The organism is Antribacter sp. NEAU-D49 (genome assembly GCF_057158775.1).
Genome location: NZ_JBXTSN010000035.1, coordinates 1 through 22,536, shown reverse-complemented (window position 1 = coordinate 22,536; position 22,536 = coordinate 1). Strand labels below are relative to the sequence as shown.

The 22,536-nt window shown below is 74.9% G+C and carries 22 protein-coding genes and 1 pseudogene; 9 read left to right on the top strand and 14 right to left on the bottom strand.

Annotated elements, in window-relative coordinates; all coding sequences use genetic code 11:
* Positions 1-56: 56 nt before the first annotated feature.
* The 7 genes from AC060K_RS20650 to AC060K_RS20620 all read right to left on the bottom strand — a co-directional run bounded on the left by AC060K_RS20650 (position 57) and on the right by AC060K_RS20620 (position 6,794).
* Positions 57-1,019, bottom strand: coding sequence for a DMT family transporter (locus AC060K_RS20650; protein WP_483766039.1), 963 nt, complete (start codon positions 1,017-1,019; stop codon positions 57-59).
* Between the two features lie 272 nt (positions 1,020-1,291).
* Entirely contained in the window at positions 1,292-1,747 is a 456-nt protein-coding gene (locus tag AC060K_RS20645) for a nitroreductase/quinone reductase family protein (protein ID WP_483766038.1), read from the bottom strand.
* A 126-nt stretch (positions 1,748-1,873) separates the two neighbouring features.
* Complete coding sequence (locus AC060K_RS20640) at positions 1,874-2,860, bottom strand: nuclease-related domain-containing protein (protein WP_483766037.1); 987 nt, start codon at positions 2,858-2,860, stop codon at positions 1,874-1,876.
* A gap of 130 nt (positions 2,861-2,990) precedes the next feature.
* Positions 2,991-3,893 (bottom strand): M23 family metallopeptidase, encoded by a 903-nt coding sequence (locus AC060K_RS20635; RefSeq protein ID WP_483766036.1) that lies wholly within the window; start codon positions 3,891-3,893, stop codon positions 2,991-2,993.
* Between the two features lie 114 nt (positions 3,894-4,007).
* The gene (locus AC060K_RS20630) at positions 4,008-5,150 is read right to left on the bottom strand and encodes an NAD(P)/FAD-dependent oxidoreductase (protein WP_483766035.1); all 1,143 of its coding nucleotides are present in this window, start codon (positions 5,148-5,150) and stop codon (positions 4,008-4,010) included.
* A complete protein-coding gene (locus AC060K_RS20625; protein ID WP_483766034.1) occupies positions 5,147-5,683 on the bottom strand; it encodes an isoprenylcysteine carboxyl methyltransferase family protein in 537 nt (178 codons plus the stop codon). The genes AC060K_RS20630 and AC060K_RS20625 overlap by 4 nt, the downstream gene beginning before the upstream one ends.
* A 1-nt stretch (position 5,684) precedes the next feature.
* Positions 5,685-6,794: a type III polyketide synthase gene (locus AC060K_RS20620; protein ID WP_483766033.1), complete on the bottom strand. Its 1,110-nt coding sequence runs from the start codon at positions 6,792-6,794 to the stop codon at positions 5,685-5,687.
* Positions 6,795-6,859: 65 nt separating this feature from the next.
* On the opposite strand from AC060K_RS20620, the gene AC060K_RS20615 reads away from it, so the two are divergent.
* Positions 6,860-7,717, top strand: a complete 858-nt coding sequence (locus AC060K_RS20615; RefSeq protein ID WP_483766032.1) for a UbiA family prenyltransferase — start codon at positions 6,860-6,862, stop codon at positions 7,715-7,717.
* Positions 7,718-7,792: 75 nt separating this feature from the next.
* Here AC060K_RS20615 and AC060K_RS20610 read toward each other — a convergent pair whose 3' ends face one another.
* Complete coding sequence (locus tag AC060K_RS20610; protein WP_483766031.1) at positions 7,793-8,836, bottom strand: S66 family peptidase; 1,044 nt, start codon at positions 8,834-8,836, stop codon at positions 7,793-7,795.
* A gap of 66 nt (positions 8,837-8,902) precedes the next feature.
* On the opposite strand from AC060K_RS20610, the gene AC060K_RS20605 reads away from it, so the two are divergent.
* Positions 8,903-9,460: a methylated-DNA--[protein]-cysteine S-methyltransferase gene (locus AC060K_RS20605; protein WP_483766030.1), complete on the top strand. Its 558-nt coding sequence runs from the start codon at positions 8,903-8,905 to the stop codon at positions 9,458-9,460.
* Positions 9,461-9,493: 33 nt separating this feature from the next.
* Here the strand turns inward: AC060K_RS20605 and AC060K_RS20600 are convergent, their stop codons facing one another.
* The gene (locus tag AC060K_RS20600) at positions 9,494-9,961 is read right to left on the bottom strand and encodes a ScoMcrA-related endonuclease (RefSeq protein ID WP_483766029.1); all 468 of its coding nucleotides are present in this window, start codon (positions 9,959-9,961) and stop codon (positions 9,494-9,496) included.
* Positions 9,962-10,046: 85 nt separating this feature from the next.
* Here AC060K_RS20600 and AC060K_RS20595 point away from each other — a divergent pair, with 85 nt between their 5' ends.
* Both AC060K_RS20595 and AC060K_RS20590 read left to right on the top strand, forming a co-directional pair.
* Entirely contained in the window at positions 10,047-10,601 is a 555-nt protein-coding gene (locus AC060K_RS20595; RefSeq protein WP_483766028.1) for a DUF1697 domain-containing protein, read from the top strand.
* A 37-nt stretch (positions 10,602-10,638) separates the two neighbouring features.
* A complete protein-coding gene (locus AC060K_RS20590) occupies positions 10,639-11,295 on the top strand; it encodes a class I SAM-dependent methyltransferase (RefSeq protein ID WP_483766027.1) in 657 nt (218 codons plus the stop codon).
* Here AC060K_RS20590 and AC060K_RS20585 read toward each other — a convergent pair.
* Positions 11,270-12,400: an epoxide hydrolase family protein gene (locus tag AC060K_RS20585; protein ID WP_483766026.1), complete on the bottom strand. Its 1,131-nt coding sequence runs from the start codon at positions 12,398-12,400 to the stop codon at positions 11,270-11,272. The two genes, AC060K_RS20590 and AC060K_RS20585, sit on opposite strands and share 26 nt — an antisense overlap.
* A 146-nt stretch (positions 12,401-12,546) precedes the next feature.
* Here AC060K_RS20585 and AC060K_RS20580 point away from each other — a divergent pair, with 146 nt between their 5' ends.
* Entirely contained in the window at positions 12,547-13,917 is a 1,371-nt protein-coding gene (locus AC060K_RS20580; protein ID WP_483766025.1) for a serine hydrolase domain-containing protein, read from the top strand.
* Between the two features lie 6 nt (positions 13,918-13,923).
* On the opposite strand, the gene AC060K_RS20575 is transcribed toward AC060K_RS20580, so the two are convergent.
* The 3 genes from AC060K_RS20575 to AC060K_RS20565 all read right to left on the bottom strand — a co-directional run bounded on the left by AC060K_RS20575 (position 13,924) and on the right by AC060K_RS20565 (position 17,612).
* Entirely contained in the window at positions 13,924-15,225 is a 1,302-nt protein-coding gene (locus tag AC060K_RS20575) for a glycoside hydrolase family 28 protein (RefSeq protein ID WP_483766024.1), read from the bottom strand.
* Between the two features lie 194 nt (positions 15,226-15,419).
* A complete protein-coding gene (locus tag AC060K_RS20570) occupies positions 15,420-16,190 on the bottom strand; it encodes a class I SAM-dependent methyltransferase (protein ID WP_483766023.1) in 771 nt (256 codons plus the stop codon).
* Between the two features lie 27 nt (positions 16,191-16,217).
* Positions 16,218-17,612: an aldehyde dehydrogenase family protein gene (locus AC060K_RS20565; protein ID WP_483766022.1), complete on the bottom strand. Its 1,395-nt coding sequence runs from the start codon at positions 17,610-17,612 to the stop codon at positions 16,218-16,220.
* A gap of 165 nt (positions 17,613-17,777) precedes the next feature.
* Here AC060K_RS20565 and AC060K_RS20560 point away from each other — a divergent pair, with 165 nt between their 5' ends.
* From AC060K_RS20560 to AC060K_RS20545, 4 genes are all read left to right on the top strand, one after another.
* Complete coding sequence (locus tag AC060K_RS20560) at positions 17,778-19,088, top strand: FAD-binding oxidoreductase (RefSeq protein ID WP_483766021.1); 1,311 nt, start codon at positions 17,778-17,780, stop codon at positions 19,086-19,088.
* Between the two features lie 109 nt (positions 19,089-19,197).
* A complete protein-coding gene (locus AC060K_RS20555; RefSeq protein ID WP_483766020.1) occupies positions 19,198-20,340 on the top strand; it encodes an iron-containing redox enzyme family protein in 1,143 nt (380 codons plus the stop codon).
* A gap of 8 nt (positions 20,341-20,348) precedes the next feature.
* Positions 20,349-21,386, top strand: coding sequence for a glycosyltransferase family 2 protein (locus AC060K_RS20550; protein ID WP_483766019.1), 1,038 nt, complete (start codon positions 20,349-20,351; stop codon positions 21,384-21,386).
* Complete coding sequence (locus AC060K_RS20545; RefSeq protein WP_483766018.1) at positions 21,383-21,625, top strand: CDGSH iron-sulfur domain-containing protein; 243 nt, start codon at positions 21,383-21,385, stop codon at positions 21,623-21,625. Before AC060K_RS20550 ends, AC060K_RS20545 begins: the two co-directional genes overlap by 4 nt.
* Positions 21,626-21,634: 9 nt before the next feature.
* Here the strand turns inward: AC060K_RS20545 and AC060K_RS20540 are convergent.
* Positions 21,635-22,536, bottom strand: a pseudogene (locus tag AC060K_RS20540) (NAD-dependent epimerase/dehydratase family protein); the annotation flags it as partial.

The window sequence follows — 22,536 nt, the reverse complement described above, 5'->3', positions numbered from 1 at the left end:
GTGGTGGGGGTGTCGGCCGGCCCGCCCCCCCCCCCCCCCCCCCCCCGAACTACCGGTCACACGACTGGAGTGCGCGGGGCGGTCGACAGCAGCCCGATCGTCCCGAGGATGACGACGGTCCCCGCGATCCCCGGCACGGTGAGGCGCTCGCCGAGCACGACCGCCGCGGCCACAGCGGCCGTCACCGGCTCGAGGAGCGTCGCGACCGCCGCCGCGCTGCCCGGCGTGGTGCGCAAGCCGGCGTTGAACAGGGCGTACGCGAGAGCCATCGTGAAGACGCCGAGGTAGACCAGGCCCAGCGCGCCCGGGACGGTCGTCAGCGCGCCGAGCATCCCCGACAGGTCGGCGACGGCCACCAGCGGCACGGCGACCACGGCACCGGCCGCCGTGGTCGCCGTCGTCACCAGGAGCGGGTCGCCCGCCCGCGCGAGCCGGCCCGCCACCGCGACCGTCACCGCGTAGACGGTGCCCGACGCCAGGGCGAGCCCGAGGCCGAGGAGGGGGCGCGGGGCTGCCGGGCCGACGTCGGACGTGGCGACCAGGACCAGCCCCACCACGGCGAGCGCGACCGCGACAAGCTGGGTGAGGCCCGGGCGCATGCCGGACCGCCGTCCGCGGACCGCCTCGGCGGCGGTGAGCAGCACGGGCGCGACGCCCAGCGACACGACCGTGGCTACCGAGACGCCCGCCGAGACGACGGCGCCGAGGTACAGCGCCTGGTACGCGGCCGTGCCCACGCCGACCACGACCACGGCGACGGGCCGTTCCCGGGCGACGGTGACCGTGGCCAGCCGGCGGCGGGTCACGGCCACGGCGACGACGAGGACGGCCGCGGCGAGGAGCGTGCGGTACGCGCTGACCGTCAGGACGGAGAGGGGCACGTGCTCGCGGACGAGCTGGACGGCGAGGCCGCCTGTTCCCCAGAGGACACCGGCGGCGCAGACCTGCAGGAGGCCGGTGCGTGCCGTGGCGCGGGGGCTGGTGAGGGCGCCCGTGCGGGCAGGGGAGGAGAGAGGCATGAGAGCTCCAGGGTGAGACCGGGACGAGGACACCGTTCCCGGGGCACGCCAGGCCGCGGCCGCGCTACCGCGGCTGCTGCCGCGGAGGGGCCGCTCGACGCGCTCCGGTCAGACGACCGGAGGCGGCAGGACGAGGTGGCGGTGCGTCAGGCTCACGCGCCAAGGATGCCACGCGGGCATCGTCCGGGGGCTCCCTGTATGCCCGTGCGCGGCCTGTCGCGTGATCGGTAGTTCGGTGCGGCGCGGGGCGGGGCCGGGCGGCGGCGCGGCGCTCAGTTCTTCGGCTTCAGCCGGATGACCGGCAGCCTCCGGTCGGTCTTCTCCTGGTAGTCGGCGAACTGCTTGGACTCGGCGATGATCCGTGCCCAGGCCTCCTCGCGCTCCGCGCCCTGGAGCTCCTCGGCGACCACGTCGACCGCGCGGCCGCCGAGCTCGACCGTGACCTGGTCCGGGTGCGCGGCGAGGTTGTGGTACCAGCCCGGGTTGGTGGGGGAGCCGCCCACCGATGCGACGACCAGCCACGCGCCGGACGGGTCCGGGAACCAGGCGAGGGGCGACACCCTCTTCTCGCCCGTCTTCCGGCCGACGGTCGTCAGCACCAGGATGTTCATGCCCATCATCGGCCTGGCCGACCGCCGCGCGCGGGGCGCGAGCAGCTTGTTTCCCCAGCGGAAGACCCATCCCGGGATGCGTCTCCCGCGGGTTCCCTTGGGGTACGTGAAGCTCATGAGGCACCTTTCGTCGGAGGTGCGCGTCCGAGGCGAGAGCGCGCAGCACGACCGTAGCGCGCGAGGACATCTCCGCAGGTCTCCCGGCCGGACGACACGAGGACGGTCCCTTCGGGGAGGCGGCGGTCAGGCCGGAGCGGCTCCTGTCCAGGTGGACTCGCGGCGGGCGTGGGCGAAGAGCGCGTCGACGTCGAACTCGCGGATCTCCCGACCGGGATACTCCTGGAGCCACTCCACGAGCTCGCGCGGGGCGAGGGCCGCGACTGGCTCGTCGGGATCGGTCTCCTTCGTCGTGATGGAGGTGACGCCCACGAAGACCAGGATCGGCTGCGCTACGACCCGGATTCCCGTGCCGCCCTTGAGCGTCCCCGATGCCCGTCTGGCCTCGGTGCGAGCGCGCTCCACGATCGGGCTGCCCTGACCCGTCCCGCCGTGCGTCCTCCCGACCCAGACATTCTTGCCCGGGTGGCGCTTGGTGTTGATCGTGAAGACCCCGGTCGGACCGATCACCAGGTGGTCGATGTCCTTGTCCGGATTGGGGTCGACCGGGTCGGGCACCGAGTGGAGCACCCGCCACCGCGGGTCCTTGCGGACGAGCCGGTCGAGCTCCTTGCCGACGATGCGCTCGCCGACCAGACCGACGTGCCACGACTCGCGCCGCTCGGCGCCGGTCAGGGCACGCACGACGTTCTGGAGCCGTGATCGTCCGCGCCGGTCGTCGGCGAGCTTGCGGACCAGGCTGTGCCCGGGCCGGTTCAGGGCGATGTCACGTCCGGCAGGAGGTGCGACCGGTTCGGGAACGCTCGCGACGTCCGCGGGCCCCGGGGACGGCTCGACGGGCTCCTGGGCCGGCTCGACGACCCGTACGCGCTGGAGGGCCCCAGCCTCCTTGGCTGCCCTCCACGCCGCCGCGACCTCCGTGATGAGTGGCTCGTGCTCCACCGAGCCGTGGGGCGGTACCGCGACGGGGCGATCCTCGACGAGGCACCAGTAGCCGAGCTGCAGTCCGTCGGGCAGCCGGACGAAGAGGCGGGGCGTCTTTCCGTAGCCGGGCCAGTGGTTCACGTGTACGACTCGCCCGCCGACGGCGATCTCATAGAGGACAGGTGCCATGAGGCGCACTCTAGGTGTGTGCGCCCGAGTGTGCTCGGCGACGCCGTGATACCGCGCCGGTACGGGCTCGGCCACGCGAACGGGCCCCCGGGTCCGAGAACCGGGGGCCCGCTCCGTCGTCGTCGCTCCGTCAGCCGCAGTGCTCGAACGGGCTGGTGTAGCTGGAGCTGCCGACCGAGCCGCCCCACCTGACGCAGGTGCTCGGCGCCGACCGCTTGACCGGGCCGGCGTAGTACTCGAAGCTCCCCGAGTCGGTGGTGCGGGTCGAGCCCTGCGGCTCGAGGAACGCGGACACCGCCGACGGCGTGCCGATGTTGGTCGACTTCAGCGTGACCACGCAGTTGTTGCCGGTGCTGGCGTTGTACATGAGGTAGACGCGGCCGGCCGTGCCGAGCGCCGCCGAGTCGATCTGCGTGAAGCCGCTCCCGCAGACCTCGCCGGGCGTGTACGGGTTGGCCGAGCCGCACGCGTTCGTGCTCGTGACGGCCTTCTTCTGGCCGAGCGACACGGTCACACCGTCGACGGTCGGGCTGGTGTCGACGGTGCCGGAGGCGTTGCGCTGCTCGTAGTGGAGGTGCGGAGCGCTCGAGCCGCCGGTGGAGCCGACGGTCCCGATCACGGTGCCCTGGCTGACGGACATGCTGCCGCCCGCCGCGCGGACCATCGTGGCGAGGTGGGCGTAGCGGGTCCGGGTGCCGTCGCTGTGGACGATCTCGACCCACTTGCCGTAGCTGGTGCCGCCTGCGTCCCGGAAGGTCGCGGTGCCGCCGGCCGTGGCGCGGACGGTCTCACCGTTGATGGCGTCGCTGCCGTAGGACTGCCAGTCGATCGAGCCGGACGGGTTGTGCCCGCCGGTCCAGTTGTTGGCGTAGAAGGTCTTGCCGCAGTTGAACGGGGACTTGTGCCCGCTCAGCTGGATGCTGACGTCGGCCGAGGCCGGCGACGGGGTCATGGCGAGCGTGAGGGCGACGGCGGCCAGCGCTGCGAGCAGCCAGCGCGTGGAGATCGATCTGACGAGCGTGGTGGTGGTCAACGTGCTCTCCGTTCTGTGGGCGGTACCGGTACGACGAGGCTATGGGTCACCGGTGAACGGAAACATGGGCTGTTCTGACCATTGACCAAACGTTTCTTGACCATCGACGAGGGGTCAGCGTGCGAGCCGCTCGACCACGGCGCCGTAGAGCCACGGTGCCCGCGACGCCGCGGGCACGATCGCCCCGCGGGCGGGGCTCGACGCCCAGGCGAGCAGCCCGGTCGTGAGCGCGCGATAGTCGCGCGTGACCGTGCGCCACGCGCGCTCGTACGCGGCGGCGTCATCGAGGTGCCGGACGGCGGCCTCGGCCTGGGCGAGGCCCACCCGTACCCCCTCGCCCGTCAGCGCGTCGACGTAGCCCGACGCGTCGCCCACGAGCCGCACCCGGCCTGCCGTGCGGCGCCGCGACCGGACCCGGAGGGGACCGGCACCGAGCAGCGGCCCGGAGCCCGACGCCGAGGCGAGCCGTGCGCTCAGCTCCGGGAACTGCGAGCGCAGGTAGGCGTCGAACCCGGCTCCCGCGGCGGCCGCCGTCGGCCGGACGCCGAGCAGCGCGACGCCGACGACGTCGGCGGCGACGGGCGTGACGTAGGCCTCCGCGCCGGGGGCCCAGTGGACCTCGACGAGGTCCGTCCACGGCGCCACGTCGAAGTGGCGGCGCAGGCCGTACCGGTCGCGGGTCCGGCCGTCGCGCCCCCTCCCGTCGCCTGCCCGCGGCCCGACGTCGAGGCCCCCCAGCCGCCGCACCGCGGAGTGCAGGCCGTCGCACCCGAGCACCCAGCCCGCGCGCAGGGCGAGCGGCGCTCTGCCGCCGGAGCCGGCGTCGTCGAGGCCACCGGGCTCCCGCCCGGGGACCATCTCGACGTCCACGCCTGCGGTGTCCTGCCGCAGGCCGGTGACCCTGCCGTGCAGGAGCGTCACGCCGGAGTCCGCGGCGCGCTGCCGCAAGGCCGCGTGCAGCACGGTGCGCCGGACCCCTCGACCCGACCCGGCGGCGAACCGATGGTCGGCGTGCCCGTCGGCCGTCCGGTAGCTGATGCCGGTGAGCGGGTGGCCCGGAGGGTCGGCCCCGAGGGCCTGCACCGCCCGCAGGGCGCCGGGGAGGAGGCCCTCGCCGCAGGCCTTGTCGAGGATGCCGGCCCGCCGGTCGACGACCAGGACGCCGAGCCCGGCAGCCCGGGCGTGCAGCGCCGCAGCCAGGCCGACCGGTCCGGCGCCCACCACCACGACGTCGGCGTCCACGGCCCGGGCAGTCATGCCGTCGTGGGCGTTCCCGTCGCGGCCCGGCGGAGCGCCCGCTCCTCGGCCGGGATACGGAACCGGGCGAGGAGCACCAGGTTCAGCACCGTGAACCCGACGGCCGTCACCCAGCAGGTGTGCACCAGCGGGAGGGCCACCCCCTCCGCCACCACCGCCACGTAGTTGGGGTGCCGCATCCACCGGTAGGGGCCGGCGGAGACCAGCGGCAGGTCCGGAACCACGATGATCCGGGTGTTCCAGCGACGCCCCAGCGTCGTCACGCACCACCACCGCAGTACCTGGCTCGCCACCACGACGGCGAGCATGGGCCAGCCGAGCCACGGCAGGAACGGCCGTCCGGCGAGCACTGCCTCGGCCACGCAGGCCACGAGGAGCCCGGTGTGCAGGGCCACCATCGCGGGGAAGTGTCCCCGCCCCGACTCGACGCCGCCGCGAGCGAACGACCACCGCGCGTTGCGGGCCGACACCACCAGCTCGACGAGGCGCTCGACTCCCGTGGCGGCGACCAGCGTGATGTAGAGACCGAGCATCTCAGCGGCCCTCCAGCTGCAGCAGCACCAGCTCGCACGACACTCCAGGGCCGAACGCCATGAGCACGGCCGGAGACCCTGGCGGGGCCTCGGACCGGGCGAGCGTCCGGGCGAGCACGTCGAGGACGGACGCCGACGAGAGGTTGCCCGCCTCGGCAAGGCTCGCGCGGCTCTCGCGGACCGTGTCCTCGGGCAGCCCCAGGGCGTCCCGTACCGCGTCGATCACCCGCGGCCCGCCCGCGTGCACCACCCATGTGGGCACGTCGGAAGGTGTCAGCCCGTGCTCGGTCAGCAGGTCCTTGACGTCGGCGAGCAGGTGCGCGCGCAGCAGGTCGGGCAGGCCCGCGGAGAGGACGATCGCGAACCCCGTGTCGCGCACCTCCCAGCCCAGGGCTCCCGTGGTGCCCGGGTACAGCCGCGATCGGGTGTCGAGCACCCTCGCCGTGCGCCGCAGGCGGCCTGCCGCGGGCCGCTCGGGAGCCGACGTCGGCCGCGCCAGCGGGTGCATCGCCCCCACCACGACGGCAGCGGCCGCCCCGTCGCCGAACAAGCCGCTGGCCACCATGTTCGCCGTCGAGTCGTCACCGTGCTGGAGGGTGAGGGAGCACAGCTCCGCGGACACCAGGAGCGACACGTCGCGGGGGCGGCCCAGCAGGTGGTCGTGCACGCGCGCCAGCCCGCCGGCCCCACCCGCACAGCCCAGGCCGAACGACGGCGTCCGCCGCACGTCGCTGCGCAGCCCGAGCCGCTCGGCGAGCAGCACGTCCAGCGACGGCGCGGCGATTCCCGTCACGGAGGTGGCGAACACATGGTCGACGTCCGACGCGACGAGCCCCGCCGCGTCCAGGGCCCGCCGGCAGGCCTCCTCGGCCAGCACGGCGGCCTCGCGGACGAAGACCGCGTTGGCCGCCCCCAGCGACCCGAGCTCCGCGTACTCCTCCAGCGGCAGCACCAGGTGACGCCGGTCCACGCCGGCGCTCGCATGCAGGCGGCCCAGCAGCGCCGTCCGGCCCGGGTCGGGTGCCACCAGCGGTCCCACCGCCGCGGTGATCGCCTCCTGGGCGTACACGTGCTGGGGCAGGACCGGCTCGACGGCCACGACGCGCGACATCTCAGCATCGTGGCCCAGGACCCGGCCACCCGCGCGGGGGACTCGTCCGGGCTAGCGTTGCGAGCATGGTCCCCGGTACCGAGGTACGCCGCCTGACCCGTGGTCTGGTGCTCGCCAGCCACGCCGCCCCGGCTGCGGTCGTGACCGGCCTGGCGGCAGCGCTCGCCGCGGCCCTGGGCTCCGGTTCCCATGTCGTCGCGCTCGTCGCGGTGGCGGTGGGCACCGGCCAGCTCTCCGTCGGCTGGTCGAACGACTGGATCGACGCCCCGCGCGACGTCGCCGTGGGCCGCACCGACAAGCCCGTGGTCGCGGGGCTGGTCACCGCACGCACGTTGCGCGGAGCGGCGTTCTTGGCTGCCGGGGTGTGTGTCGTGGCCTCGTTGGCTCTCGGCGTGGTGCCCGGGACCGCTCACGTCGTCGCTGTGGCAGGGGCGTGGGCGTACAACGCCCTGCTCAAGACGACGGTGTGGTCCTGGCTGCCCTATGCGCTGTCGTTCGGGCTGCTGGCCGTCTTCGTCGTGCTCTCCGCGCCCGGCCCGCGGGTCCCGGCGGGCTGGGCGGTCGCGGCGGCGGCGCTCCTCGGCGTCGGGGCGCACGTCGCCAACACGCTGCCTGACCTGGACGACGACGCCGCGACGGGCGTCCGAGGGCTGCCCCACCGGCTCGGTCGGCGCGCGTCCGGCGTGCTCGCCCCGGTGCTGCTGGTCGTCGCGGCCGCCGTGGTGGTCGCCGGGCCGCCCGGTGCGCCTCGGCCTGCCGCCTGGGCCGGCGGGGCGGCAGCCGCGGGCCTGGCACTCGCCGCGGGTGTGGTGGCCCTGACCCGGCCGCGCAGCCGGGCGCCCTTCGGCCTGAGCATGGGGGTCGCCGTGGTCTGCGTGGTACTGCTTGCTCTGGCCGCGCCGCACACCGCGGTGCTGCCATGACGCCGGGTGCGCGCCAGACTGCCTCCAGGACCGCCTAAGGGCCGCTTCGCGGACCTGGAAGCAGTCTGGCGTGCATCAGGTCAGCTGCTGCTCCAGGAACGACGTGTGCGTGTTGTGGACCAGGCGGGCGCGGGCGCCGTTGACGAGGATCATGTGCGGCGGGACGTGGCCGCAGTCGACGTCGGCGATCACCGGGACACCCAGGGTTCCGAGCGCGTCCAGGACTGCCTCGTCCTGGGTGAGGGTGGGGGAGCCGGGAGCGGTCGTGCGCCCCACGAGGACCGCGGCGGCGCCGTCGAAGAAGCCGTTGAGGCGCATGCCGTGCAGCGAACGGCAGATCGAGAAGGCGTCGTCCTCACACGCCTCGACGTAGACGACGAGCGGCTCGTCGCCGCCAGGGCCCCGCAGCGGCGCCGGATCGGCGAAGCGGGTTCCGGCCAGGTGGCGCAGGGTCTCGATGCACCCGCCGATCAGGCGGCCCGAGACGTCGACGTCCCCGGAGCCGCTGTCGAGGCGCCGCCAGCTGCCCGTCCCGTTCCAGTGGTGCCGGGTGGGAGTCGCGTCGTCCTCCCAACGGTCCCAGTCGTTCGCCCGGTGCACGCCGGGAGGCGCCTGCCGGAACAGGCTCGCGGGGCCGCCCTCGTCGTCGTACCCGGAGACGAGGTCGAACCAGTGGAGCAGGCCGGTGGCTGGTTCGTACGGTGTCTCCATGAGGTTGTCGCCGTGCACGGTGGCCCAACCGGAGAGCAACGTCAGCGGCACCAGGAGCGTCGAGATGTCCGAGTAGCCGACCACCCACGTGGGCTCCGCGTCGCGCAGGGCGTCGAAGTCGAGGAGCGGGACCAGGTCGATCGCCGTCTCGCCGCCCCACGGCGGCACGACGGCTCGGATCGAGGGGTCCAGGAGCATGCGCATCAGCTCGTCGGCGCGGGCTTCGGCCGGAGCGCTCACGTGCGAGGAGCCGTCCATGCAGTCGCCGACCTCGACGTCGGCACCGTGATCCCGCAGCCACGCGACGGCGACGTCGAGCCGACCACGGAGGCGGGCCGGAACTCCGGACGAGGGCGACGTGACGCCGATCCGGTCACCGGGCTGGAGGAAGCGGGGGTAGCGCACCATGGCCGGATCCTTCCACGGCGGGGACGTCGTCCGGGGGTGTCGGTGGGTCGCCGTACCGTGGTGCCCGTGAACCGTGCCGGCCAGTCTCTCGCGTTCGTCGTGTTCCCGACGGTGATCGGGCACTGTGCGCTGGTGTGGGACGAGAGGGGAGCCGTCGTCGGCTCGACCCTGCCGCAGGGCGGCGAGGGCCAGGTGCGGCAGGCGGTACGGCGGTGGTACCCGGGGGCGGTGGAGACGGCGCCTCCGGCGCCCGTCGCCGACGCGGCTGCGCAGGTCGCGGAGCTGCTGGCCCAGGGGACCGGGGACCTGGCCGGGGTACGCCTGGACCTGAGCGCCGTGCCGGACTTCGACCGCCGGGTCTACGAGGTGGTGCTGGCGATCCCGCCGGGGCAGACGCTCACCTACGGGGAGGTCGCGGCCCGGCTCGGCGCGCCCGGGGCCGCGCAGGCGGTGGGGCAGGCGCTCGGCCGCAACCCGTTCCCGCCCATCGTGCCGTGCCACCGGGTGCTGGCCGCCGGCAGGAAGATCGGCGGATTCTCCGCCCGGGGCGGCGCGCGCACCAAGCTGCGGATGCTCGAGACCGAGGGCGTCTACCTCGAGCAGCCGACGCTCTTCGACCTCTGACCTCCGGCGCGAGCCGGGGGAGCGGCGAACGGCTCAGGCGCAGTTGTCGCAGTTGCCCATCGCGGGGAGCTGGTGGAAGCAGCCGGGGCAGATGTGGACCGGGCGCTCCTGGACCACCTTGCGCTTGACGGGCTCGCGCTTGACGGCCGGACGCTTCGCCGGTGCCTTGACGGCGCGGGCGGGAACCACGGTGCCGACGGGCAGGGCCGCCTTGGCGTCGAGAAGCTCGGCGCGCACGTCGAAGCCGAGCGCTTCGAGGATCGGGGCGGTTCCCGAGCGTCCGGGGCCGAACTCCTCCGCCTGCGCGGGAGTGCCCGTGGCGAACCCGTGGGCCACGCCGAGGATCGCCTTCGAGTCGTACGAGCGGCCGTCGTGCCAGATCACGTACTCGCGCGAGGGACCGAACCCGTGCTCGGACTGGAACTGCTCCGGGCCGACCTGGTCGTGCTCGCGCAGGGCGGTCAGGACGTGATCACGGGTGACTGCGCTGAACGTGGGCATGGGTCCGACTCTACGCAACATCTGGGGGCCCAAGATCCACTGCGCGATCCGGTCCATGAGCCTCGCCGCTCCGTATGCTCGCGAAGTGTCCTACGGAAGCGTGGTGCTCTACCGGAACATGAACCTCGGGCAGGCCCGGAGCCGCAGCCCGCGCCGGTCGGAGCTGGAGGGAGCGCTCCTGTCGGCGGGGGCGCGGTCGGCGCGGTCGTTCCAGTCCAACGGGACGGTCCTCCTCGACGCGGACGACCCGGGGCGCGTCGTGGAGGCGGCGGCGGGTCTCCTCGCGGCAGCCTCGGGGTACGACGACGCCGCGTTCGTCCGCTCCCTCGACGAGCTCGCCGACGCCGTGCGTGGCGACCCCCTCGCCGCCGCTGTCCGGGACGAGGGCGGCACGCGTTGGGTGGAGACGGTCACGATCTTCGACGACGGGCCGCTGCCCGTGACGCTCCCGTGGACCAGCTCCCGGGCCACGGTGCACCTCGTCGCCGAGCGGCACGGGATCGTCGTCGGCCTGGCCAAGGAGACGTCTGCCGGGACGGGGAGCCCGACGGTGGAGGTGGAGCGGCTCACCGCCGGCGCGGCGACCACCCGCACGCTGGGCACGGTTCGCCGGCTCCTCGCCGTCGCCGGACGGGAGTGAGGCCGACGATGTCCCAGGGTCCGTCTAGATTGCCCGCATGTCCACCGAGCACGTGAGCGCTGTCGCCGCCAGCTTCGACGAGCGGGCCGCCACCTACGACGAGAGCGTCATGCATCGCGAGCTCGCGGTCGCCGTCGCGCAGTTCGTGGGCCTGGGCGCGGTCTCCGGGGCGGGCGCGGGCGTCCGCGTCGTGCTCGACGTCGCGACCGGGACGGGCCTGCTGCTCCGGGCGCTGAGCGCGCGGGTCGCGCCGGACGTGCGGCTGATCGGCGTCGACCTGTCGCCCGGGATGCTCGCCGTCGCGCGGGCGCACCTGCCCGGCGCGACCCTCCTGGTCGGCGACACGAGCGCCCTCGGGCTGCCCGACGGGTCAGCCGACCTGATCACCTGCGTCACGGCGCTGCACCTCTTCGAGGACCCGGTGGCCGTGTTCGCGGAGTGGGCGCGCGTGCTGGCGCCGGGCGGGCGTGTCGTCACCGCCACGTTCGCGGCGCCTCCCGGGGGGAGCGGACGCGGTCCTCGCGTGGTGAGCTCGCGCCCGTACCGGGCGAACCACGCCGCGTTCGAGTCGCACGAGCTCGTGGCCGGGGCCGCGGCGTCGGCGGGGTTCTCGTTGTCGCGGCGCGGGACGTGGACGGGCGCCGAGGACCGCTGCGTGCTGACGGAGCTCACCCTGGAGAGCCCGCCCGGCTGAGCGACCGCAGGAACTCCCGCACCCGGCGGGCCATCTCCTGGGGAACCTCAGCGACGGTGAAGTGCCCGCCCTCCGGCAGACGGTCGAAGACGCGGAGGTCGAGGTAGTGGCGGCGCGCGATCGACTCGGGGTACGACGCCTCGTGGCGCTGCACCAGGACCGCGGCGGGCACGGCCGTGGGCGGGATCGGGTCCGGCTGGTCGGCGCCCTCGTAGTACGGGCGGAAGGACGACCCGATCGTCTGGGTCACCCAGTAGATGGTGGCCTCGGTGAGGATCCTGTCCCGCGAGATGCGCCGCTCCACCCACCGGGGGTCGCCGGCCGGGGTGTCGCTCCACTCGACGAGCTTCTCGGTGAGCCAGGCGAGGAGGCCCGCGGGGGAGTCGTTGAGGGCGGAGGCCAGGGTGTCGGGCCGGGTGGCCTGGACGTGACCGTAGGCGCCGTCGGTCTCGTGCCGGGCCGCGATCTCGTCGAAGAAGGCCCGCTCGGCCGGGTCGGTGAGGCCGGTGCGCTCGCCGCTCGTGGGGAAGTGGGCGTGCGTGGCCACGATGCCGGCCACGTGCTGCGGATAGCGCGCGGCGATGAGGTCGCTGACGTTCGCCGTGACGTCCTCCCCGTAGGTGAGGTACCGGTCATAGCCGAGCACCTCGGTCATGAGCGCGTGCATCGTGGCGGCCAGGCGCTTCTCGGACATCTGGCCCGCGCGGTACGGCGAGGAGAACGCGAAGCCGGGGAGGCTCGCGACGACGACGTGGACGTCGGGCAGCAGGTCGGCGAAGTCGAGCTGCAGGGCGAAGGTGTGGGGCCAGCCGTGCATCACGAGCAGCGCGGGCGCGTCCGCCTCGGCCGACCGGAGGTGCGCGAAGTGCACCGTGGCGTCCCCGACCTCGGCCAGGAACTGCGGGTGGCCGTTCAGCCATGCCTCCCGCGCACGCCAGTCCCAGCCGATCCACGCCTCGACCAGCTCGCGCAGGTACGTGGCGGTCAGGCCGGACGACGGCCGCCGCGGCGAGTCGTCCAGTATCCTGGCGCGCTCGAGTCGGTCCCGCAGGTCGGCGAGCACCCGGTCGGGAACGTGCAGCGTGAACGGTCGCGGTTCGCTCATGGAGCGACGCTATGCCGTGCCACCCACAGTCGACGGGACGCGGCCAGGGCTGCTCAGTCCCACCGCGGGAACCCGCCGATCCGGACGAGGTTCCCGTGCGGGTCGACGACTGGGAAACCGGTTACCCTGGCTCCACCCTTGCCGCCGTGGGACACCTGAAGGGCCTGTTCATGGACGCGCTGGAACTCCTGGACCGCGAGGCGACGGCCCTCGGCATCGCCCTCCACAGCGTCGAGCTGACCGTCGACGGCGAGCCGGTGCTCAGCACCGGGTCTGCCCCGCTGGGGGTGCACACCCCGCACCGGATGTATTCGGTGACCAAGTCCTTGACGGGCCTCGCCGTGGGGCTCTTGGCGGACGAGGGTGGCCTGTCGCTCGACGACCCGGTCGTCGGCTACTTTCCTGAGCGCGGCGAGGTGCATCCTTGGCTCGCCCAGACCACCGTCGCGCACCTGCTGGCGATGCTCGGACCGCACGCCGCGACCACGTACCAGCGGTCCGAGACCGACTGGCTCGCGTCGTGGTTCCGCGTGCCGCCGGCCTTCCCGCCGGGTGCGGTCTTCACCTACGATACGAGCGGCTCGTACGTGCTGGCCGGCCTCGCCGAGCGCGTCGCCGGGACCACGCTCGCCGGGTACCTGCGCCACCGCCTCGCGCCGCTCGGCCTCGGCGACGACTTCCGGATCCTGCCCGGCCCCGACGGCGTCAGCCATGGCGGCTCCGGCCTCGTCTGCCGCCCGCGGGACCTGCTGCGCCTGGCCCACCTCCTGCTCGACGGCGGGGTGTACGACGGCGAGCCGCTGCTCCCCGCCGCCTACCTGCGCGCGGCCACGACCGTGCAGGCAGACACCGCCTCGCTGACGTGGGGGACGCCGTTCCGCGACGGCTACGGCTACCAGCTGTGGCTGCCGGAGCGCGGCGGCTACCTCATGTTCGGCCTGGGCGGCCAGATCGTGTACTGCGACCCGGAGCAGCGCCTTGCCCTCGTCGTCACCGCCGACTCGCTGACGTGCGAGAGCGGCGACCAGCGGCTCGCCGGGCTGGTGTTCCGGCACCTCGTCGACCCGGTGGCGGGGCCGGGCGCGTCCTCGGCCGACGACGGCCACCGTGCCCTCGCCTGGCCCTGCCCGCGGCACCTGCCGGAGCACGCCGTCGACGTGCGCGGACGCTACTCGGCCCGCATGCCGGGCGCTTGGGTCGCCGTCCTCGACGTCGATCTCTCGGCGGACGGGGGCGTCGTGGCGGCGTCGTCGGGCGAGTGGCGGCTGGAGGTGCGCCTGGGCGCGCCGCACGTCCAGCCTTTCGGACCCAGGGCCCGCCCGGTCGTCGTGGCCGCGGGCTGGGTGGCGCCCCGCACGCTCGACGTCGAGGTGCGGTGCGTCGACGACGAGCTCGAGGTCGTCCGCCTCCGCCTGCACGCCGGTCCCGACGGCACGCTGACGGTGCGCGGCGAGGGCTTCGGGGAGCAGGCCGATCCGAGGTGGACGTTCGCGGGCGCCTACGAGCCGGCTCCCTGAGCCGCCTCAGACGTGGAGGCGCTCGCCGTCGACCGTCACGTCCGTCAGGTGCAGGCCGGGGGACTGCTCCACCTGGAGGCCAGGACCCTCGCAACCGGTCACGCGCACCCGCGTCATCCGGAGGTCACCAGCGAATCCGACGAGGAAGCCTGCGCGGGCTACCTCGTCGACCCCGGTCGCCATGGCGGGGTACCCGGGCACGGCGTCGTCCGCGTAGGAGATCGAGACGTCGTCGAGGGTGACGTCCTCCAGCGGGCGCTCCGGCAGCCCGTAGAGGTAGCCCGCCGCGGCGTGGACGTTGCGGGCGGTCACGTGCGCCAGGTGGATGCGACGGAAGAGCGGGGTGCCGTCGTCGATCGGCTGCGGCGTGCGGTCGTGGACGATGGGGTCCATGCCGCCGGGCCCGCAGAAGTAGTACTCGTTGAGCACGAAGGGGCACATCACGTGGTCCATGACCACGTTGGTGACCCGCACGTCCTCGACGACGCCGCCACGTCCGCGCCGCGACTTGACCCGGATGCCCCGGTCGGTGCCCTGGAACACGCAGTTGCTGATGACCACGTTGCGGACTCCGCCGCTCATCTCCGAGCCGATGACCACGCCGCCGTGGCCGTGCACCATGGTGCAGTTCGTGATCGTGATGTTCTCGCAGGCGACCCGCTCCCTGGTGGCCTGTGTGCCGGCCTTGATGGCGATGCAGTCGTCGCCCACGTCGATGTGGCAGTCGCTGATCCGGACGTTCTTGCACGACTCGGGGTCGATGCCGTCCGTGTTGGGCGAGTCGGCGGGGTTGATGATCCGGACGTTCTGGATGGTGACGTCCTCGCAGAGCAGCGGGTGCAGCGTCCAGCTCGGCGAGTTCTGCAGCGTGACGTCGCGGACCGTCACCCGGCGGCACTCGTGGAGGCCCACGAGCGTGGGGCGCGGGTAGGCGAGCGACTCCCGGTCGTTGCGGAAGACGTCCCACCACGGCGCGCCCTCGCCGTCGATGACGCCGAACCCGGTGATCGCGACGTCGGTCTCGCCGTGCGCGTACAGGCAGGACGCGTAGATGCTGGCGGGGGCGCCCTCCCAGCGCGCGTCGACCACCGGATACAGGGCCGGGTCGGCGACGAACTGCAGACGGGCGCCCATCTCGAGGTGGAGCTCGACGTAGGAGCGGAGCCGCAGCGAGCCGACCCGGTGCGCGCCCGCGGCCACGACGACGGTTCCGCCGCCGGCGTCGTAGGCCGCGTCGATCGCGGCCTGGATGACCTCGGTCGCGAGCGCGTCGGGTGCCTGGGGTGCCTGGATCGCGATGGTGGGCACGTGCTGTCTCCTTGTCGCCGCGTGGGAAACCGGTTTCCCGCGACGGAACGTAGCACGGTGCGCGCAGGCTCGACAACGGGTTTCGGGGGCCTCCCCCTCTCCCCGCGCACGCTTCGAGAACGCCATCAGGTGGTGTCAGGCTCTGAGAAGCGCGGCCTGATGACGTTCTCGAGGCGGACTACCGACGCACCACGTCACACCCGCCGCGCCGTGTGCAGCACCAGGTCCGCGTTCACCTCGAACCGGTCGGGCAGCACGGCGCCGACCGCCGCGAGTGCAGCGGCGCGCTCCGGCTCGGCGAGCAGGCGGTAGGCGGAGACGGTGTGGAGGTGCCCCAGGTAGGCGTCGCGTCCCATCACCGGCCGACGCCGGAGGACCCGCTGGGTCACGTCCCCGAACCGGGCGTCGGCCAGGAACTCGTTGCCCGGCCACGCGATGCCGTCGACGTCGGGGGACGGGGCGGCGATGCCGGCGCCGTCGGGCAGCCAGGAGCGGACGGCGTCCGCCTCGGCGGCGACGAGGCCGAGGTCGCCCAGCGCGAGCGGGCCGCCGACGGAGGCGAACAGCCCGCCCGGCCTCAGCAGCGCTGCGGCGCGGTCGAGGCGGCCGGCCGGGTCGGTCCAGTGCCAGGCCGCGGCGGCGAACAGCAGGTCGACCGGGCTGAGCCGTTCCACGTCGAGCGCCTCGAACGTGGACAGCACCGCCCGGACCGGCAGCCCTGCACACTCCCGGACGAGCACCGCCAGCATGCCGGCGTCGGGCTCGACGGCGACCACCTCGATCCCCGCCCGGGCAAGGACCCGGGTCGCCTTGCCGGTGCCGGCCCCCACCTCGACGGCGGTCGAGAGGGGCCCGCCCGCGAGCGCGGTCAGCAGCTCGGGCAGGTCGTCCGGGTAGCCGGGCCGGAACCTCTCGTAGTCCTCGGCGGCGGATCCGAATCTGAGGCCGCGCGGCGGTGACACCATGCGGGCAAGGCTAGGCGAGGGCGCGGTTCAGAACCCCTCCAGGTGTACCGCCTTGCGGACCGTCAGCTCGTCGAGGAGGTCCGGGCCGTAGCCGGCGCCGCCACCGCTCCCGCGGCGCGGGTCGGCGGACCCGCCGGGCGCGCCACCGAACACGGCGTTGATCTTGACGGTGCCGACGTCGAGCGCGTCGGCGGCGCGCAGCGCGTGGTCGAGGCGCGGCGTCAGCACGGTGGCGGCGAGGCCGTACGACGACGTCGCGGCGCGGCGCAGCCCGTCGTCGAAGTCCGCAACGCGCACCACGGGCGCCACCGGCCCGAACGTCTCGTCCCTGAGGAGCGGGACGTCCTCGGGGCAGCGGTCGAGCACCGTCGGGGCGTAGAACGTGCCGGGTCGGTCGAGGCGGCGCCCGCCCGTCACCACCTCGGCGCCGGCCTCTACGGCCCCCGCCACGTGCGCCTCGACGACGGCGAGCTGTTCGGCGTCCACGAGCGGTCCCATCGTGGTGGCGGGGTCGGCCGGGTCGCCCACGACCAGGCCCTCGGCGAGGCGCGCGAGCTCCGCGACGACGGCGTCGGCCACCTCCTCGACCACGTACGCGCGCTCGACGGCGGTGCAGAGCTGGCCCGCGTTCGTGAACGCGCCCGTGGCGATCTGGGCGGCCGCGGCTGCCGGGTCCACGCCGGCGTCGACGAGGATCGGGTCCTTGCCGCCGTTCTCCAGCAGTGCCCGGGCGCCACGGGCGCCGGTGGCCGCGGCGATCCAGCGCCCGGCCGCCGTCGACCCCACGTGGGCGACCAGCGCGACGTCGTCGTGCTCCACGATCGCCCGGCCGGTCGCGGCGTCCCCGCTGACGACCGACAGGACACCGGGCGGCAGCGCCCCGGCGACCAGCCCGGCGAGCAGCGCCCCCGGCGCGTCGCTGCGCTCGGACGGCTTGTGCACCACGGTGTTCCCGGTGACGAGCGCTGCGGCGAGCAGGCCCGCCGCGGCAGGGTACGGGTCGTTCCAGGGCGTGAGGACGGCGACGACGCCGCGTGGCTCGCGCCGGACGACGTCGAGCGCCGCGGGGTCGCCCGCCAGGACCCGCCCCGCGCGGGCCAGGCCGGTCACGGCCGCCTCGTCGAGCAGGTCGGCGGCGACGACGGCAGACTCGCGCGCCTCGTGCAGCAGGCGACCGGTCGTGGCGCACAGCAGGTCGCCGAGCTCGTCCGCCGCCTCGCGCACCGCTGCGGCGGCCTGCCGCAGCAGCCCCGCACGCTCGGCGGGAGGAGTCGCGCGCCAGCCGGGGAACGCGGCCCGTGCGGCGCGGACCGCGGCGTCGACCTGGCCCGCGTCGGCGCAGACCACGGTCCGGCCGGGACCTCCGGTCGACGGGTCGAGCCGCTCGATGGTGCGGGCGGGGCGGGCGGCGGTGGTCGTCATGCGAGCCTCCTCGACAGCCGGGCACGGGCTGCGCCGTGCGGACGGCCACGAGCCTGGCCCAGGCCCGGCCCGCTCGCATCGCGGGTCGCGGCGCCCCCGCGATGAGTTCCGCCGCCTCCGGCCGTCTGCCCCTCGGGGAGCACGCCGAACGAGGAGGAGCGGACCATGCCTGACACCGAGATCCTGGAGACCGAGTTCCTGCGGCCGGGGGACGCGGGCTACGACGAGGCGCGCCAGGTGTGGAACGCGATGGTGGACCGGCGTCCGGCGCTCATCGCCCGCTGCCGCAGCACGGACGACGTCGTCGCGGCGCTGGCGCTGGCCCGGCGCGACGGCCTGGAGGTGGGCGTGCGGTGCGGGGGCCACAGCGTCGTCGGCCACGGGGTGCCCGAGGGAGGCCTCATGATCGACCTGACCCCGATGGGCGCGGTCGAGGTCGACCCGGAGGCCCGCCTGGCGCGCGTCCAGGGCGGCGCCCTCCTGGGCGCGCTGGACCGGGCCGCGCAGGAGCACGGGCTCGCGACCACCGCGGGCAACGTCTCGCACACCGGCGTGGGCGGGCTGACGCTCGGCGGCGGGATGGGCTGGCTGGGCCGGCAGTGCGGCCTGGCGTGCGACAACGTGGAGTCGTTCGAGGTGGTCACGGCCGACGGCGAGGTGGTGCGCGCATCCTCCGACGAGAATCCCGGCCTGTACTGGGGGCTGCGCGGGGGCGGCGGCAACTTCGGCGTGGTCACCGAGTTCGTGTTCCGGCTGCACCCGGTGGGCTCGCAGGCGCTGAGCGTCGAGCTCGACTTCCCGGCCGACGGTGCCCTGCCCGCCCTGACCCGCTGGCGCGACCTGGCGCTCCGGGCGCCGCGCGAGGCCGTCTACACGGCGTACGTGGCGGGCGGCACCGCGATCCTCGGCTTCGTGTGGGTGGGTGACCCGGAGGCCGGGCGGGCGCACGCCCGAACGCTCGACACCCTGGGCGAGCCGGCCGAGCAGCGCGTGGAGGAGCTGAGCTACCTCGCGCTCCAGACCCGCGACGACACCCCGCAGGGGCACACGTTCCGCCGCTACTGGAAGGGCCACTACTTCCGCACGCTGCCGGACGCCGCGCTCGAGCGGCTGATCACGCTCGACCCCACTGTCGCCGCGAGCCTCCAGTCGTACGGCGGCGCCATCGCCGACGTGCCCGACGACGCCACGGCGTTCAGCCACCGCGACGCGGCCTTCGAGCTCGTGGTCGCCGTCCGCTGGACCGAGCCGGCCGACGACGAGGCCCGGGTCGCCGCAGCCCGCGCGGCCGCCTCCGCGCTGGAGCCCTTCGCGAGCGGCGCCTACGTCAACACGCTCGGGGACGACGGCGCCGCGGGTGTCGGCCGCGCCTACCCGCCCGCCAAGCTGGCCCGGCTCACGGCCCTGAAGGACGCGGTGGACCCGCGGAACGTGTTCCACCTGAACCAGAACGTGCCCCCGAGCGGTCAGGGGTGAGGCGCGGGCATCACCCGATCCCGAGCGAGCGGCACCGTCCTGACGCAGCATGACGTCACAAGCAGGCGCGTCGAGAAGGTGGCGCTCTCTCGCAGGACCGGGAGGCCTCATGACGACCACGCCGCAGACCGACCAGCCCACGCCGTCGCGCCGCATGCCCGTGCCCCAGCCCCGCGGACCCGTCAGCCAGGCGCTCCTCGACGTCCTGCTCGCCGGCCCGCCCGGCCCGCCCGGCCAGGCCCGGGCCGACGCGGCGAGCCTCGCCCCCGTCGCCGCCGCCCTGGACGACGCCGGGATCGACGGTCCCGACGGCCCGGAGGCCGCCCTGTCCGACGACGTCCAGCTCGCCCTCCTCGCGCTGTACGAGCTGCACTACCGCGGCCTCGACGGCGTCGACGACACCTGGGAGTGGCACCCTGACCTCCTCGCCGTCCGCGCCCGGGTCGAGGGCCCGTTCGAGGCCGCCCTGCGCCGGCGGGTCCCCGTCCCCGAGTGCGAGACCACCGACGCCGTCGGCGTCGCCGACCGCCTCTTCCGGCTGGCCGCCGAGGACGACGGCCCGAGCCTGTCCCGCTACGTCGCGAAGAAGGCGGACGCCGAACAGGTGCGGGAGCTGCTCGCCCTCAAGTCGGTCTACCAGCTCAAGGAGGCCGACCCGCACACCTGGGCGATCCCCCGGCTCGCCGGCACGCCCAAGGCCGCTCTCGTCGAGATCCAGGCCGACGAGTACGGCGGCGGAGCACCCGGCCGCATGCACGCCGAGCTGTTCGCGCGGGCGATGCGCGGCGTCGGGCTGGACGACGCCTACGGCCGGTACGTCGACGTGGTCCCCGCCGTGTCACTCGTCGCGGTCAACACCATGTCGCTGCTGGGCCTGCACCGGCGGCTGCGGGGCGCGGTCGTGGGCCACCTCGCGGCCTTCGAGATGACCTCCTCCATCCCGTCCCGCCTCTACAGCAACGGGTTCCGCCGCCTCGGCCACAGCGAGGACACCACCTGGTACTTCGACGAGCACGTCGAGGCCGACGCCGTCCACGAGCAGATCGCCGCCCGCGACCTCGCCGGGCGCCTCGCCGAGGAGGAGCCGGACCTGCGCGACGACGTCCTGTGGGGCGCCGCCGTGTGCCTCGCCGTCGAGGGCGACGTCGCCGCGCACGTCCTCGAACGGTGGCAGCGCGGCGAGCCCGCGCTGCGCGTCCCGCCCGGGTCGCCCACCCAGCCGGCCCCGGCCGACCGGACCGCCGCGGCCTGAGGCGCGCCATGATCCCCGGAGCCGTGTACGTCCTCCCGCTGCGACGGCAGCACGTCGTGCGCGCTGACGTCGCCGACCTGGCCACCTACCTCGCCCGCGTCGCGGCCGTGCTTCCGGTCGTCGTCGCCGACGGCTCGCCACCGGCCGTGCGTGCCGCGCACACGCGGGCCTGGGGAGAGCACGCGCGGGTCGTGCCCGTCCCGGCGTCCGGGCCCGGCACCAACGGCAAGGTCGTCGGGGTCCTGGCGGCGCTCGCTGCCACCGTCGAGGACCGGGTCGTCGTGGCCGACGACGACGTCCGGTACGACGACGCCACGCTCGCCCGGGTGGTCGGCCTGCTCGACGTCGCGGACGCCGTGGTGCCGCAGAACGTCTACGACTCCCTGCCCTGGCAGGCCCGCTGGGACACGGCCCGCTCGCTCGTCAACCGGGCGTTCGGCGGCGACTACCCGGGCACTCTCGCCTTCCGGCGCGCCGCCCTGGGGCCCGCCGGCTACGACGCGGGCGTGCTCTTCGAGAATCTCGAGCTGCTGCGCACCGTTCGGGCCAGGGGAGGCCAGGTCCTCCGCGCCCCGGACGTGTACGTCCCGCGCCGGCCGCCCACCGTGCGGAAGTTCACCGAGCAGCGTGTACGGCAGGCCTACGACTCGTTCGCCCAGCCGGGGCGGCTCGCGGCCGAGCTCGCGCTGCTGCCTGCGCTCGGCACGGCCGCCTCGGCCGCGGTCCTCGGGCGTGGGCGGGCGCGGCGTGCCGGGGCGGCGGCCTGCGCCCTGCTGGCCGGAGCGGCGGTCGCCGCGGCGGAGACCGGGCGGCAGCGTGCGCAGGGCGCCCGCCGGTTCCCGCCGTCGGCGGCACTGTGGGCGCCCGTCTGGGTGGTCGAGCGGGCGGTGTGCGCGTGGGCGGCGCTGGCATGGCGTGTCCGGGGCGGTGTCCCGTACGCGGGGGCACGGCTGCGGACCGCTGCCCACCCGGAGGGCGAGCTGCGCGCCCGGGCGACCACAGGACCGTCGTCGGCCCGCCAGGACGAGCACCGGGAGGCGGCATGACCATCCCCGACCCCAGGTGCCGTCGGCCCGACGGCGTCGCGTCGCCGCGCGAGGCCGAGGTCACCGTCCGCGCCTGCCCCGACGGGCCGCTGCTGGTGCGGGGCCCCGCCACGATCGTGGGGGCGGACGGCGAGCCGGTGGCCCGCCACCGGGCGACGGTGGCGCTGTGCCGCTGCGGCGGGACCGCCATCCCGCCCTGGTGCGACGGCACGCACAAGGTGAACGGATTCCGGGCCTGACGACCGGACTCAGCGCGCCGCGTCCTCCGCCCCGAGCGAGCGGCCCTCGCGGAAGGCGCGCTGCCGCACGTACTCGTGGAAGCGGTCGAGCAGCTCGAGCTGCGCGCGGGCCGTGGCGATCAGCCCGTCGAGCTGCGCCGGGTCGAGCCCGAGGTCCTCCGCGTGCTCGCGCAGGGTCTGCCAGCCGCCGATCTTGCCGAGCACCGCCGACCGCATGAGCTCGGCCTCCAGCACCGCCGACATCGGTGAGCGCCGCAGGAGCCGGCCGTTGAGCTTGAGCCGTCCGGCCTTCTCGCCGAGCCAGGCCGTCGCCGTGCGGTAGCGGCGCGGCGGCACCCGGAGCCGGTCGAGCAGGTCTCGGTAGAGCTCCCGCTCGCCGCGCAGCTGCTCGGTCGCCTCGGCGAGCTCGGCGTGGAAGGGGGTGTCGCGGTAGGTGCGGGTCATGAGCTCCATGCGCTCGAGCCCCGCCGTCGCGCCGGTGAAGTGGTCGGAGAGGTAGAGGCCCAACAGGTACCGGTCCATCGAGCCCGGGATCCGGACCTCTCCGGTGTCGCGGAGCGGCAGCACCGACGAGCCGGCGGGCCGCGGAGTGGCGGGGCGCAGCGGAGCGGACCGGAGGCCTTGTCCCACCGCGATACCGTCGAGCAGCTCCTCGACCGCCTCGGCGGCCGTGCGCCGCGGCGCCCACCCCAGCTCGGTCCGGACGCGCGCGGTGTCGAGCACCGGGACCGTCATCGCCATGTCCAGCCAGCCCGGGTCGGAGCGCACCAGCCGGCTGTCGTAGGCGACGCCGAGGACGGCTCGGACCGCGGCGGGAGGCACCGCGACGAGCCGCCCGTGGTCGACGATCCGGGCGAGGTCCTCGCCCCGGAGCAGGTCGTCCGCCGCGACGTTGAACGCTCCGCGCGCCC

Bases quoted from the DNA above. Each gene is read 5' to 3' on its own strand.
- AC060K_RS20650 (WP_483766039.1), bottom strand. From the start codon at position 1,019: ATGCCTCTCTCCTCCCCTGCCCGCACGGGCGCCCTCACCAGCCCCCGC.
- AC060K_RS20645 (WP_483766038.1), bottom strand. From the start codon at position 1,747: ATGAGCTTCACGTACCCCAAGGGAACCCGCGGGAGACGCATCCCGGGA.
- AC060K_RS20640 (WP_483766037.1), bottom strand. From the start codon at position 2,860: ATGGCACCTGTCCTCTATGAGATCGCCGTCGGCGGGCGAGTCGTACAC.
- AC060K_RS20630 (WP_483766035.1), bottom strand. From the start codon at position 5,150: ATGACTGCCCGGGCCGTGGACGCCGACGTCGTGGTGGTGGGCGCCGGA.
- AC060K_RS20625 (WP_483766034.1), bottom strand. From the start codon at position 5,683: ATGCTCGGTCTCTACATCACGCTGGTCGCCGCCACGGGAGTCGAGCGC.
- AC060K_RS20620 (WP_483766033.1), bottom strand. From the start codon at position 6,794: ATGTCGCGCGTCGTGGCCGTCGAGCCGGTCCTGCCCCAGCACGTGTAC.
- AC060K_RS20615 (WP_483766032.1), top strand. From the start codon at position 6,860: ATGGTCCCCGGTACCGAGGTACGCCGCCTGACCCGTGGTCTGGTGCTC.
- AC060K_RS20610 (WP_483766031.1), bottom strand. From the start codon at position 8,836: ATGGTGCGCTACCCCCGCTTCCTCCAGCCCGGTGACCGGATCGGCGTC.
- AC060K_RS20600 (WP_483766029.1), bottom strand. From the start codon at position 9,961: ATGCCCACGTTCAGCGCAGTCACCCGTGATCACGTCCTGACCGCCCTG.
- AC060K_RS20590 (WP_483766027.1), top strand. From the start codon at position 10,639: ATGTCCACCGAGCACGTGAGCGCTGTCGCCGCCAGCTTCGACGAGCGG.
- AC060K_RS20585 (WP_483766026.1), bottom strand. From the start codon at position 12,400: ATGAGCGAACCGCGACCGTTCACGCTGCACGTTCCCGACCGGGTGCTC.
- AC060K_RS20570 (WP_483766023.1), bottom strand. From the start codon at position 16,190: ATGGTGTCACCGCCGCGCGGCCTCAGATTCGGATCCGCCGCCGAGGAC.
- AC060K_RS20565 (WP_483766022.1), bottom strand. From the start codon at position 17,612: ATGACGACCACCGCCGCCCGCCCCGCCCGCACCATCGAGCGGCTCGAC.
- AC060K_RS20560 (WP_483766021.1), top strand. From the start codon at position 17,778: ATGCCTGACACCGAGATCCTGGAGACCGAGTTCCTGCGGCCGGGGGAC.
- AC060K_RS20555 (WP_483766020.1), top strand. From the start codon at position 19,198: ATGACGACCACGCCGCAGACCGACCAGCCCACGCCGTCGCGCCGCATG.
- AC060K_RS20550 (WP_483766019.1), top strand. From the start codon at position 20,349: ATGATCCCCGGAGCCGTGTACGTCCTCCCGCTGCGACGGCAGCACGTC.
- AC060K_RS20545 (WP_483766018.1), top strand. From the start codon at position 21,383: ATGACCATCCCCGACCCCAGGTGCCGTCGGCCCGACGGCGTCGCGTCG.